Below are 13,842 nucleotides of genomic sequence, written 5' to 3'. Positions count from 1 at the left end.
TTCATCGTAAACGTAAATTTTTTGGGTATTTATTCTTTAGAGCAGTACCATCACTTTTAGCACCACCTATCACAACACCATGATAGCACACTGCATACCATCCCTTGTTACAAGAAAGATTTAATTGTTCCCCTCGCATATATCGTAGAACATCTTCTTCCTCTAAATTAATCGTATTTTTAAATTTTGTGTAGGCTGACATAAATAGTGCATGACTTGGTGTAAAGCGATTCTTTTCTATTTCCCCAAGAAAAACCTGATGGCGTAGTAAATGGCATTTACCAACTTCATAGAATGGTTGAATACCGCCATATACCTTGTCATTTTTTACAAAATAATATGGATATTGCTTTACAAATAATGTATCAAAGAAATCTTTAGCCTCCTTTGGTAATGGTTGCGATTGCATTATCTTTTTTGTTGATTCTGTAAATTCACCATCTTTATGAAGTTTCGCAATAAAATGACCTTCGCCACCATCCATCGGAAAAATTCTTCTTGCGTAATCAGTATGACTTCCAAGATCAAATGCTTTTCTACCAAAATCGACTTCAATTGGAACTAGGTGCATATCTGGATGTTCTTGCATAAATTTTTTCATGCACATTTCATTTTCTTCCATTGCAAATGTACAGGTACTATAAACCATTGTTCCACCAGGCTTTAAGCACTTATATGCTTCATCTAAGATACACGATTGACGCACAGCACATGCTTGTACATTCTCTAGACTCCATTGTTCTACTGCTTGATCTTCTTTGCGAAACATTCCTTCACCAGAACATGGTGCATCACAGAGTACCATATCAAAAAACTCTGGAAATGCTTTAGAGATATCTTTAGGATCATTATTCAATACAATTGTATTTGCACTACCACAGCGTTCAATATTCTCTAAAAGTATACGTGCTCGGGTAGCATGAATCTCATTTGCTACAAGTAAGCCTTCTTGTTCTAACATTTCAGAAATTTGCGTAGATTTCGAGCCTGGTGCTGCACACATATCTAAAACCTTTATACCTGGCTTAGGATCTAAAATTGTGACTGCTGAACTTGCACTAGGTTCTTGGATATAAAAGAATCCAGCCATATGCTCAGGCGTAAAACCGACACCACTTTTTATATTTGCGTAATATCCATTTTTTGCAAATGGACTCTTTTCTAAATCAAAATTTGTATTCGCAAAAAAATCATCCGGCGTAATCTTAAGAGTATTAATACGTATCCCTTTTCGTGCTGGATTATTTAATTTTTTTAGATATGCCGGATATTCATCCTTTAGCATTTCTTTCATTCGTTCTAAAAATAATTCATTCATACTTTAATAATATTTTCTTAATGTCTCTAACATCTTGTTCAAGTTGCAAAATTAAATTTTCACGACTCTTAAAGCGAATCTCAGGACGTAAGTATTCTAATAACTGCACCTTTAGAATTTTTCCATACAGAGTACCGCTATATCCAATAATATATGTTTCTAAAGATAACTTTTCAGAAGTATTGAACGTTGGATTATGACCAAGGTTCGTCATTGCACCATACACATGATGATCAATTTCCACCATGCTTGCATACACTCCCTCTTTCGGTAACAAGTATTCATCCGAGTAGTCGATATTCGCCGTCGGAAAACCCATCAATCTGCCTTGTTGATGACCACAACGAACGATACCTTCAAGGCTATAGTACTGTCCTAGCATCTTTTTTATCGCTGGCATATTGCCTTGCACTATCGCATCACAGATACGCGTACTAGAAATCTTACCCACTTCATCTTCAACCGCATCTACAACAACGACATCATAATCCGTCTCTTCTTTTAGCGTATTACAATCACCTGCACCATGTAATCCATAGTGAAAATCAAAACCACAAACAATACCCTTTAAATTTAACTTTGCAAGAGTCTTATGAATAAAATCAGTTGGTGAAAGTTCACTCATCTCTTTATCAAAATCTAAAATGATAATATTTTGAATTCCGAGTTCAACTGCACGATTAATTCTTTGTCGCATGGTAGTGATGTGCTTTACATCTTTTAGCCCTTTGATAGTTACCCATGGGTCTGGTTCAAATGTAATTAGTGCAGATTCACAGCTATGTTTTTGTGCAAGAGCTACTGTCGCCTTTACCAAAGCTTGATGACCTAAGTGCATACCATCAAAATATCCAATGCAAGCACACATTGGATTTTGATATTTTTGTACTGTATGAACTCCAATATTGATTACACGCATTAAAATAAACCTCTTAAACAATGATACAATCCATCTTCTCGCAATGCATAAGCCGCAAGCAACTCACCATTAGATGTAAAGATAACTTGTGGATCACGGATATCTAATTTGATACGCTTACCATTTTTAATATCCACCACTCGATCCGTTTCAACAATCTTATATGTTGGATCAATGACCTGTATTGGTGATAAGAATGAGACATCAGATTCTAAATCTTCAAATGTACAAGCATCCTTTAGGGATAGATGTTCTATTTTAGTACGGACTAATGATGACATAATTGCAAGTTCATCTAATTGTTTTCCAAAGTCCGTAATTAATGTACGAATATATGTACCCGAAGATACCACTGCATTCATTCGATAATTGATTTCATCAATCTTCTCTACTTCTAGTGAAGAGATATGTACAGATCTAGCTTCACGCTCAATCTCAATTCCTTGACGAGCATACTCATATAGTTTCTTACCATCTTTTTTGAGTGCTGAATACATTGGTGGAACTTGTAAAATATCACCAGTTAAGGATTGAACTGCATTATCGATTTCCGCTTCTGTATGGATTGATGGAGTCTTTGTATTAATAATTGTTCCCCAGATATCTTCAGTATCTGTCATCTCACCTAGTTTTAATGTAGCTTGATATGCTTTGTGGTTCTTTACACAATACGGTAAAAGCTTGGTATATTTACCAAGCAAAATAATCATTAAGCCAGAAGCTTCAGGGTCTAGTGTCCCTGTGTGGCCAATCTTACGTTCATGAAATATCCTACGGCATTTGGCAACAGCATCAAACGATGTCATTCCAGCCGGTTTATTTAGTAGTATTACTGCATCCATATTGCGTTAATATTATAGCAACATCATGATATAATAGCAAAGTTTGAGGAGCTTAAATTATGTCATTAAAAAAGATTATTGGTGCTATCTATAAAGCAGATACAGATTATAACTTAATCCAAAATGGAGACCGTATTTGTGTCGGTGTCTCCGGTGGGAAAGATAGTATCTTACTATTATATGCATTGTCTATTTACCAAAAAGCCGCAAAGCGTATAAGTGGGAAAGAATTTTCCGTGATTGGAATACATCTTGAGATGGGCTTTTCTGATATGGACTTTACAGAAGTACGTAAGTTTATGAAGGAACATGATATCGAATATGTTGACTATCCGACAAAACTCTATGATATTTTACAGTTACATCCAAATAAGAAAAACGGAAATATCCAGTGTTCTCTTTGCTCTACCCTAAAAAAAGGAGCAATCGTTAAAGCAGCGCAAGAATACAACTGTAATAAAACTGCATTTGCCCACCATGCAGATGATGCAATCGAAACCCTCTTTATGAACATGATCTATGGAGGACGTATCTCGACTTTCACACCTGCAATGTATCTAAAAAATTCTGGTATGGGTTTCATCCGTCCGTTTGTATATGTCTATGAGGATGAAATCAAAAATACTGTTAGACAAGAACAATTGCCAATTGTTAAGAGCACCTGTCCTAATGACGGCTTTACAAAGCGCCAAGACACTAAAGAATTACTTGCGAGTATTTACCAAACCTATCCATTCGCAAAAAAGAACTTCTTAACTTCCCTATCTAATCAAGAACAAATTAAACTATGGGTCAAAGGCGAAGAATGGGAAAAATCAAACAAATAACTTGACATTCAATTTCAAATGTAAGAACATATAAACAATAAAAACCGAATAGAGGTAGCGACGCAAAATAGTAATGCATGGAGCTGGCAAGCAATGATATGTATGAAAGGTAACCGTCGCCGAACGTATAAACTGGCAAGTTTATCTCGTGGGGATATAGAGAACATCTATATCACTCCTTCATGGAAATGAAGTGGCGCTATGACTTATGGACACAGAACCCGTATGTGATAGCATGCGGGTTTTTTTATAAGGAGAATATTTATGAACATGATTAGAAAAGTATCAGTAGCAGCGTTATCCCTCGTATTACTAGCAGGTTGTGGTTCAGTATCCACAAAAGAAACACATGACGATCATAAGTTAACAGTAGGTATGGAATGTAACTATGCCCCATTCAACTGGTCTACAACAACTGCAAATGAATACACACAACAGATTTCAACAGTAGACTATTGCGATGGCTATGATGTCGCAATCGCAAAGAAGGTTGCGGATTCATTGGGTATGGAATTAGAGGTTGTAAAATATGACTGGGATAATTTAATTCCAGGTTTACAAAACAATGAAATTGATGCGGTCATTGCAGGTATGACTGCTACAGATGACCGTAAGATGTCTGTTGACTTTACAGATCCATACTACACTAGTCAAGAAGTTGTGATTGTACGTAAAGATAGTTCACTTACATCCATTACAGATATCCAAGATCTTAAAAGCAAAACAGTTAAGGGCCAATTAAACACTCTTTACGATACAATCATCGATCAGATTGAAGGTGTTAACCATGGTACTGCAATGGATAACTATCCTTCCCTTGTGAATGACTTATTAAACAACGGTTGTGATGCGATTACTGCAGAACTACCTGTTGCTGAAGGAATTGTCGCATCAAATCCAGATTTAACATATGTAACATTCAAAGAAGGCCATGGATTTAAAGCAGATACATCGGTATCTATCGCGGTTAAGAAAGGTAATACAGAATTACTGGATAAGATTCAAAAAGCATTGAATTCAATTTCTGAAGATGAACGTCAACAAATTATGTTAGAAGCTGTAAAGAGACAACCGGCGGTAAACAAATAATGGAATTCATTAATACTATTATCGAATTATTGATACGTTACTGGCCTAGTCTATTACTAGGTATACAAACAACGCTCATCGTTGCTTTATCTGGCACGATTATTGGTCTTGTGATTGGTTTATTTATTGGTGGTTTACGTGCTGTAAAAGTAGATCGTACATCTCCTATCTTTGCAAAAATTCTAAAGAAAATTTTCCAAGTATTATCAAGTATTTATATTGGTATCTTCCGTGGTACTCCAATGATGGTTCAAGCTGTATTTATTTACTATGCACTATTAAATGTCATTCATTGGACAAATCTACAAGCAGCTATCTTTGTTATCTCCATTAACACAGGTGCATATATGTCGGAAATCGTACGTTCAGGCATTCAGTCGGTCGACCCAGGACAGATGGAAGCAGCACGTTCTCTAGGTTTATCAAATGGACAAGCAATGTTAAATGTCATCTTGCCACAGGCAATCCGCAATGCCTTCCCTGCTATCGGTAATGAATTTATTGTAAACATTAAGGACTCATCTGTACTAATGATTATTTCAATCACAGAACTGATGTTCCAGGCAAAATCCATTGCTGGCACAACTTATAAATTCTCAGAAACTTATTTTATTGAAGCACTAATTTATTTAATCTTAACAACAGTTACTTCTATGATATTAAACGTAATTGAAAAGAAACTAAATCAAACTAGTTCAAGCTTGCCACAAAGCGTTACAACACCTGAACAAATGAAGTTCAGCGGCAAAGAATGATAGAAAGGAAACGTTAAAATGTCTAATCCACTTGTAGAAATTAAAGATATCCATAAGAGCTTTGGCTCATTAGAAGTATTAAAAGGCGTTGACTTTTCTGTCGATCAAGGTGAAGTTGTTTGCCTGATTGGAAAATCTGGTTCAGGTAAATCCACTTTACTTCGTTGTATTAACTTGTTAGAAACACCTGATAGTGGAATGATTCATGTATTTGGTGAAGATGTACTTTCCATAAAAGATGTTAATCAGTTCCGTAAACGCGTTGGTATGTGTTTCCAGCAATTCAATCTCTTCGCAAATTATTCTGTAATTGATAACTGTATCATGCCACAGTTAAAAGTACTTAAAGTCTCTAAGCAGAAAGCCACAGAAACTGCACTATATTATCTTGAAAAAGTTGGTATGCACGAATTTGCAAATGCAGATGTTAGAAGATTATCTGGAGGACAAAAACAGCGTGTCGCAATAGCTCGTGCACTATGCATGCAACCAGAAATCATGTTGTTTGATGAACCTACTTCCGCATTGGATCCAGAAATGGTAAACGAAATTCTAGCAGTCATCAAACAACTAGCAGAAGAAGGATTAACAATGATTCTTGTTACACACGAAATGAATTTCGCAAGAAATGTTGCGAATCGAGTAATCTTTATGGATAACGGTAAGATTGAAGAACAAGGAACTCCTGAAGAAATCTTTACAAATCCAAAGAGTGAACGTACTAAAGAGTTCTTAAATGCTGTTTTATAAATAATAACTAAAGGACTTGCATGCATGCAAGTCCTTTTCATTTGCTTATAACGCAGTATCATCAATACTATTGAGATGATTTTCTAGGTAAGTAATAATTTCCTTCACTGTCCCCTCTTCAAACGGAACACGAATACCTGCTTCCTTTACAAGTTTTGTAAAAGATAATGTACCACCAAGTCTACATAGTTTCTTGTAATCTTCCCAGTATGTAGGATCCTTCTTATCCATACGGATATAGAACTGTTGTGCACATACTTGTGCTAATGTGTAGTCGATATAGTAGAATGGGCTTTCGAAAATATGACCCTGTTGGTACCACCATGTACCTTCTTCCAAGATATCGCAACCTTCATAATCCTTATAAGGCATATACATCTTTTCTAATCTTCTCCAACACGCCTTACGCTCTGCTGGTGTCATATCTGGATGTTCATATACTTCATGTTGATAGTGGTCTACTAATGCACCATATGGCAAGAATGTAATTGTACCAGCCATATGAGAGAACTTATACTTTTCTGTTTCTTCTTTAAAGAATAATTCCATCCAAGGATACGCAAAGAATTCCATAGACATGGAATCAATCTCTGCAGATTCCATTGTTGGACATTTGACATCTATTAATTCAATCTGATCAGATAGATATGCTTGGAAAGCATGTCCTGCTTCATGTGTTAATACGTCTACATCACCAGATGTTCCATTAAAGTTACTAAAGATAAATGGTACATCATATTCGTAGATTTCAGTTTCATAACCACCCATCTGTTTATTTGGGCGGCTTACAAGATCCCATAACTGATTAGAATTCATTACATCGATGAACTTACCAGTTTCAGGTGACATCTCATGATACATCTTCACAGCGTAATCTACTAATTCTTCTGCCGTACCATGAGGTTTTGCATTACCAGACTTAAACGAGAATCCTAGATCATAGTATGCAAGTTTATCATAGCCAATACGCTTTCTCTGCTTTTCAAATAAGCGAGCAGCTGCCGGTGTTACATAGTCAAGAATCTGCTTACGATATCCTGCAACCATCTCTGCGTTGTAGTCTAAACGATTCATACGATAATAACCTAATTGAATGTAATTATCATAGCCAAGTTCTTTCGCCATCTTATGACGTACCTTTACTAACTTATCGTAGATTTCATCAAACTCAGCAGAATGTTCCTTAAACCAAGCCATCTTCGCTTCATAAGCTTTACGACGCACTTCACGGTCAGGTGTATCAACCTTAGCACTGATTTCAGAAAGGTTTAATACCTCACCATCAAATTCGATCTTCGCAGAAGCCTTTAGTTTACCATACTCACTTGTCAGTTTGTTTTCCTCAATCATGAGCGGCACAATACGTGGGTCAAATGCCTTAATGGAACATTCACTTAACTGGAAGTAAGTCTCTGGAATTTCCTTTAACAATTCTTCTCTAAAAGGTGCTTCTAATACAGCCTTTACTAATTCATTCTCAATGACAGAATACTGTGGACCTGTCTCATCCCAATAGTTATTCTCTGCATCATAAAACTCATCAGCTGTATTGATACTGTGACGGATATTAACAAGTGTAATCATTGTATATAAATGACGACGTAACTTGTTCATACGCCAGAATGCGTCTAGAAATGTTGCGGCATCCTTCGCCTGTTTCATCTCTGAAACAAGTTCTTCCATCTTGGCCTTTGTTTCTTCAAAGTCAGGACGGGTATATTTCATATCATTAAATTTTGTCATATAAATAAGCCTCCATGCCAGTATTTTAACACCGTTCAATAAACCTTGAAAGTCATACCATCTTTTACACGTAAAGTTCTTAACGATTCGTTAGATTTACAATATTGGTTCGTATCCACACATTGAATGATTGGTTGATTCGATAACTGATATATACAACTAAAATCTTGATTCTTTAAAATAAATATCTGTTCTAAAATATCCTGAAAATGATTGTCTAAATTTACTCTACATTCATATTCCTTTTTTATAATTGGAAACTGAATGTAAATACATAAAGTATCGCTATGACTCATGTCTATCACCCATTTGAAAGAAGCTACATTCAAGTAACTGTTGGTGCATCATTACCAAACCATAGCCAGGTTTCTTTTGGATACATTTTTCAGTTGTAGAAAATAGTGCTTGTATTTCCTGCACGTTATCATTGCTTAAACTTATCTTAGAAGAGATAAGCGTTAAAATACGATACGGTATATTTACTACACTTTGATTTAATATTAACAAGTGAATATCATACTTTTGATTTGTTTCTAGTAGTTTAATTAGAAGTTCTTTATAGTAATCATTCTGTAAAAATATTGTTAAATCCGTAATTAACAAATATGAATCATTTCTATCTTCTAAACTTTGAAATAACTCTTGCATCGTTTCTACATCATCTGTATGAATAATATTTTTTTCTTTTGCATTCTTACAAAATAGATCATCAATCACAAATACTTGTTGATTTCTTTCGTGAATTCGATATAACAAAAGCTGAATTAAATTCTCTCTTTCTTGATATGATTTTCCAATAAACAAATAACTATGATGAAGATTGAAATCTAAAATAAGTTTTGGTTGTTCAAATAAGTAGTAATCATCTATATAGCCGATGGATAATTCTGTATCAACATCGACTGGAAATAACGGCAAAGGATTTAACCATAATGGTTTAACTTTTTTAGGGTGTAATCTACGTATGAAATTTAAAACTTGCGTTATCTGAGCTTGCTGATGCTTTTGAAAGGAAGAAGTGGCTTCAATATTTCCTTCTTGGTCTAAGATTTCGATATGCCGAATCGATTCTTTTTTCGCATGTGCGTATCCTGCTATACCATATTGAATTCCTCCTGCATTAGATAAATAGAATTCACCCGGCCTTTGTAAGGAAGCAGCTCTAGCATCATGAAGAAGTTCCATTGAGTCTTGTCGATCTGCGACACGCATACATATACGGAAGTTTGTATTTGCCCATATTTGATCATTTACAACACCTGCAGGTTTTTGTGTTGCCAGTATCAAATGAATACCCAACGATCTTCCTACACGTGCAATAACAATTAGTTCATCAAGGAATTCTGGCCTTTCCCTTTTTAGTTCAGCAAATTCATCTACTACAATTACCAGTTCAGCTAATGAAGGATATTCAGTATTTGATGTAATTGCTTTTCGATATGAATTTAAATTAATTACAGGATACCCAAACTGATTAGATACTTCTTTAAATAGTTTCTCACGATAGGAACATATGCTCTTTAATGCATGTAAGGAACGCTTCATATCTTCCACATCAAGATTTGAAAGATTGCCGCAGATATGTGGTAGTTCATGACCTTTTAAACATAATACAGAGCCAGCTCCACCACCTTTAAAATCGATTAATACAATTTGTAAGTCTTTAGGCGAAAAAGAAATTGCTAGAGATAAAAGTAATGTTGTAATTAATTCACTCTTTCCACTACCTGTTGTACCTGCAATTAATCCATGTGGTCCATCCTTACATTCATGCAAATCAAAGTATATTGGTTGATGATATGCATCCTTCCCTAAACGTATTTGCATTGATTTTGTTATATCACTATGACACCATCTTTCACTAATATTTAATTCCTCAATCGTATCAACATCATACATTGAAAAGAAAGAATAATTGTTGTCAATTGTATGATGATATTTAGGAAATAATGTTTGTTGAATATCAACTTTTATGAATTTATAGAAATCTTTACACCGATGTACTGTCTTTTGTTCATGATCAAGAACAGTAACTTCATCTCCCTTTTTACTCAGTAAATGTGTCATATGACAGTGATCAATAGTATCAAATGTAATCCATTCTTTAAATTCACTAAGATACTGCTTCGTAAAATTAAACAGTACTTTTATACCAATGAAGTTCTGTGTCTTTGCTCGTAAATTTTGAATAGAAGAAGAAATACAACGTGAACCATTATGATAAATATGTGGAATCTTTTTTAACCAACTAAACTGAATAAAATCATTTGTATCAATCAAACAAGCAATTATTACATCTTGCGGTCGATAAGACATAGAAATATACCTAAGTACATCAAATGTAAATTCATTTAATTGATGTAAAACAACATGATCACCACTTTGAAGTTTCAAAAAATACGGCGCATCTAACGACCTTGCATAACTTACAATGTCATTAAAACGTTGTTGAAATGCACTATCACTTTTTTGAAATTGGAATGATTTTTCAAAAACAAATTTAATGGCACTTTCTGCGTAACCAATTGGAAGATAAATGCATTTTGGATATAACTGCAGTAGTAACTGATTATCATTTACATATAGTCTCTTAACGGAATTTAAATATGATTGATGCATATTATCTATATTTGATTTTAATTGTTCAAGGTAAGCTTCATATTCATTTTTACGTAAGTGTATCTTTTTCTGATTATCTTTTTTCTCATGTAGTTGTTGTAAAGGATTCCAAATAATTGTACTTAACAACATCACACTTGGAAGTAGAATCATCGGTAACATATCTAATATATCTCTACCATTCATATATCCACGATACATGGAGATAGATGCTCCACTCATGGATGCTAAACTCATTGTAATTGCTGGTCCTATAGAGAAAATAACAGACCTTTTTTCATATTGACTGATATGTTCAGGTTCATCTACTGTTAGTGTATATTCATTTATTATTTCTGGTTGATAGATTGTTGTTCTATCTACGTATTGAATTGGAGATAACATAGTTGTCTTAGGAGTAAACTTACTTAAATGGCAACTCGTATTTGATGGATAGTTTACGATGATAAAATCTTCCTCAAATAGAATTCGTAGATAATATGTTTCTAGCAAATCTCCTATTTTATATATCGCATTATGGATACGCTTATGATTCATATATGCATGAATGGAAGAATTTACTTCAATTTGTTTTGTATCAAAATGTATCGTAATAGCGTTTCGATTTAATAACTCTGTAGAAACAGTTATATCATTCATGACTGTACCAATCACTATTGTATCTTGATAAAGATATGACTTAAATCGGCTCCATCCTTGTAGTAAGGGTATGGCTGTAAACCGTATATCATAAATCATACACGATTGTTCATGTTGCAGCAGATAAGAAACACCATCTTCAACAAGCTGTATTACAACACTATTTTCTTTTTGATATAACGTAAAATGAGAACCGAATACTGTATGTTCTACTCGATTCTCATCAACCAATATCAAGCATAGTTCATCTTTATATTCAGTATATAAAATCATTTCCGATTTATCTCAACGACCAATATATGACAATGCACGAGATGCTTTTTGTCTTTTGTTTGTATCACAATATCTGTACCGCCTGATTTATTTCCAATTACTTCACCCGCTGAACTAACTTCAGCGATATCTGTATTCTTACTTATATAAATTAAGTCTTCAACAGTATATCCTTCTGGTAGACCTGTCACTTGTATACGTGTACTGACCCCAACACCAGAAATTAATGAATAATCTTTTAATGTAATTCTCTTTTTCACCTGTATTGCTTCTACATTTGGTACTTTTTCTCTATCTTCGCAACTGCAATGATCAACACTCATCCAGTTTTCATAGGTAACTTTCCCCTTTGGAAACAGAGGTGCATTTGATTCACTAAGAATAGGAATATTTCTGCTAAAACCAAATCTTCCTGCTAAGCTATTACTACTATTCAGTTTTAAATTACACAGCCAATATGCATTTAGTTCTGTACATACTTTGATATCAGGATTTCCTTCAGATAACTCTTCCACAAGATCTGGTTGTACATCAATATCAAATGGTTCTGCTTTACCTTCTTCGTTATAGAGATATGTTTTAGTATGGAAATACCCTTTCGCACCTGCATCAATCTCTGCATCCATTATATTTTGATTGAATGCATGTAATGCTAGGTTCGTACCAAGTGTAATACCTGTTTCAGCACGAATTGATGCGGTAGCTTTCTTACTATGATCAGAAATAATACGCATATTACCATTACGAATCTCACATCCCAAAACATGATTTTGTACAAATGATAATTCAGCTTTACCAGTCGCATATATGTTTAGATTCAGTTTCATTACAACAGATACCATAGGAGCATTTGGCATAGGAATCTTAACCGTACATAATGTAATCGTATCCGTTATAACTTCTTGTTTTGTTTGAAAGATATTCTGTACGGTACTAATAAAATCTTTTGGATTTAGTTTTGAGAAATCTCCATATAACTCCTTATACATACCATTACGTAAACCAATATTCTCTAAAGTAGTAAAGTCTGCTTTCAAATAGCCGTATTGAATTCTATCTTCATCCTTGTCCCATTTATATTGAATATGTAGATTATCTAATGCCGCATTTGCATACAACAGTCCACCAACTTGCAATTGTTTAGAAACCTCTGCATGTAGAGAACTAGTAGTACCTTTTAGTGCTATTCGAAAGCCATTTATTTCGAATGTATGATTGATTAAGCTGGTTGACATTAAGGACAGAGAGTGACTTTGCTCTGTCCCTTCTTGAACTACATTTCCATTTCCATCAACTATTTTTGCATGATTAAACTCTAAATCTGTACCACCTTGAATATCAAATTGTTCAATAACATCTTCCATATTCACTTGTTCTAAAGTTGTTAATATTCCTTGATTTGTATACTCACAATTTACTACACGATAGTATGTATCATCATATACGATATACATTCCATTTCTTATAGAAGAATCTGATTCAAATAATGCGGTTAATCCTTCTTCATCAAATTGTTTCGGCTCATCATCCGCAAACTGAACGTCATCTTTCAATTGAACTGTTGTTTGTGTATCTGTAAATTTTCGATTATTAACAATATCAATAACCTGTGCTAAATATCCAAAAGCCTCTTCTTTTGAAATCTGATCTTTTGGACGAAAACGTTGTCGCTCATCAAGGCTCATCAAACCACTGGCAACGGCAGCCTTGACTTGATCTGGATAACTACAATCTTGTAAATCTTTAATAGTATCTGAAAAACCCTCATGTGTTCTTGAGATAAGATTCATTAATGTATACGCAACCATCTCTCTTGTTAATGTAGCTGATGGATTAAATGCTTTGGATGGGTTTAATACTTCCCATTCAACAGATGATTGTACAACAGTAAAATACGGCGAATTAGAAGTTATATTTAAAAAATACGGTTCCTCTTGTTGATAGTATGTGATGCCTGCTTGTGCAGTAAGTTCCGTTAGCCATTCTCCATTTGTCATTGTATCTGTCACCTTCTTTTTACATCCAACAAATGGAACTAACATACATAACACAAGCAGTACGGCAAACT

At 34.4% G+C, this 13,842-nt stretch carries 10 protein-coding genes and 1 riboswitch; of the genes, 4 read left to right on the top strand and 6 right to left on the bottom strand.

Features of this window, described 5'->3' with window-relative positions; all coding sequences use genetic code 11:
* Position 1: 1 nt before the first annotated feature.
* From RWM19_RS00155 to truB, 3 genes are read right to left on the bottom strand one after another with little or no spacing between them, the layout of a single operon-like run.
* Positions 2-1,318 (bottom strand): RsmF rRNA methyltransferase first C-terminal domain-containing protein, encoded by a 1,317-nt coding sequence (locus RWM19_RS00155; RefSeq protein ID WP_313982479.1) that lies wholly within the window; start codon positions 1,316-1,318, stop codon positions 2-4.
* Positions 1,311-2,237, bottom strand: coding sequence for a bifunctional riboflavin kinase/FAD synthetase (locus tag RWM19_RS00150; RefSeq protein WP_313982476.1), 927 nt, complete (start codon positions 2,235-2,237; stop codon positions 1,311-1,313). Before RWM19_RS00150 ends, RWM19_RS00155 begins: the two co-directional genes overlap by 8 nt.
* Positions 2,237-3,079, bottom strand: a complete 843-nt coding sequence (gene truB, locus RWM19_RS00145) for a tRNA pseudouridine(55) synthase TruB (RefSeq protein ID WP_313982474.1) — start codon at positions 3,077-3,079, stop codon at positions 2,237-2,239. The genes RWM19_RS00150 and truB overlap by 1 nt, the downstream gene beginning before the upstream one ends.
* Positions 3,080-3,138: 59 nt before the next feature.
* On the opposite strand from truB, the gene RWM19_RS00140 reads away from it, so the two are divergent.
* The 4 genes from RWM19_RS00140 to RWM19_RS00125 all read left to right on the top strand — a co-directional run bounded on the left by RWM19_RS00140 (position 3,139) and on the right by RWM19_RS00125 (position 6,500).
* Positions 3,139-3,906 (top strand): tRNA 2-thiocytidine biosynthesis TtcA family protein, encoded by a 768-nt coding sequence (locus RWM19_RS00140; RefSeq protein WP_313982471.1) that lies wholly within the window; start codon positions 3,139-3,141, stop codon positions 3,904-3,906.
* A gap of 41 nt (positions 3,907-3,947) precedes the next feature.
* Positions 3,948-4,116: riboswitch (Lysine riboswitch) on the top strand.
* Positions 4,117-4,170: 54 nt separating this feature from the next.
* Positions 4,171-4,995: a transporter substrate-binding domain-containing protein gene (locus RWM19_RS00135; protein ID WP_313982469.1), complete on the top strand. Its 825-nt coding sequence runs from the start codon at positions 4,171-4,173 to the stop codon at positions 4,993-4,995.
* Positions 4,995-5,750, top strand: coding sequence for an amino acid ABC transporter permease (locus RWM19_RS00130; protein ID WP_294021174.1), 756 nt, complete (start codon positions 4,995-4,997; stop codon positions 5,748-5,750). The genes RWM19_RS00135 and RWM19_RS00130 overlap by 1 nt, the downstream gene beginning before the upstream one ends.
* Positions 5,751-5,768: 18 nt before the next feature.
* Positions 5,769-6,500 carry an amino acid ABC transporter ATP-binding protein gene (locus tag RWM19_RS00125; RefSeq protein ID WP_313982466.1) on the top strand — a complete coding sequence of 244 codons (732 nt, stop codon included), beginning with the start codon at positions 5,769-5,771 and terminating at the stop codon, positions 6,498-6,500.
* Positions 6,501-6,545: 45 nt separating this feature from the next.
* Here RWM19_RS00125 and RWM19_RS00120 read toward each other — a convergent pair whose 3' ends face one another.
* The 3 genes from RWM19_RS00120 to RWM19_RS00110 form a co-directional block, all read right to left on the bottom strand.
* Positions 6,546-8,243, bottom strand: coding sequence for a M3 family oligoendopeptidase (locus RWM19_RS00120; protein WP_313982464.1), 1,698 nt, complete (start codon positions 8,241-8,243; stop codon positions 6,546-6,548).
* A gap of 285 nt (positions 8,244-8,528) precedes the next feature.
* Positions 8,529-11,774 carry an FtsK/SpoIIIE domain-containing protein gene (locus RWM19_RS00115; RefSeq protein ID WP_313982462.1) on the bottom strand — a complete coding sequence of 1,082 codons (3,246 nt, stop codon included), beginning with the start codon at positions 11,772-11,774 and terminating at the stop codon, positions 8,529-8,531.
* On the bottom strand, positions 11,771-13,816 hold the full coding sequence (locus RWM19_RS00110) for an S-layer homology domain-containing protein (protein WP_313982460.1): 2,046 nt from the start codon (positions 13,814-13,816) through the stop codon (positions 11,771-11,773). Before RWM19_RS00110 ends, RWM19_RS00115 begins: the two co-directional genes overlap by 4 nt.
* Positions 13,817-13,842: the final 26 nt, after the last annotated feature.

The sequence above is a fragment of the uncultured Solobacterium sp. genome (assembly GCF_963517755.1).
In the GTDB taxonomy this organism is placed as follows: Bacteria; Bacillota_I; Bacilli_A; order Erysipelotrichales; family Erysipelotrichaceae; genus Bulleidia.
Note: the sequence above shows the minus strand (reverse complement) of the source record. Positions and strands in the feature narration are given on the sequence as shown.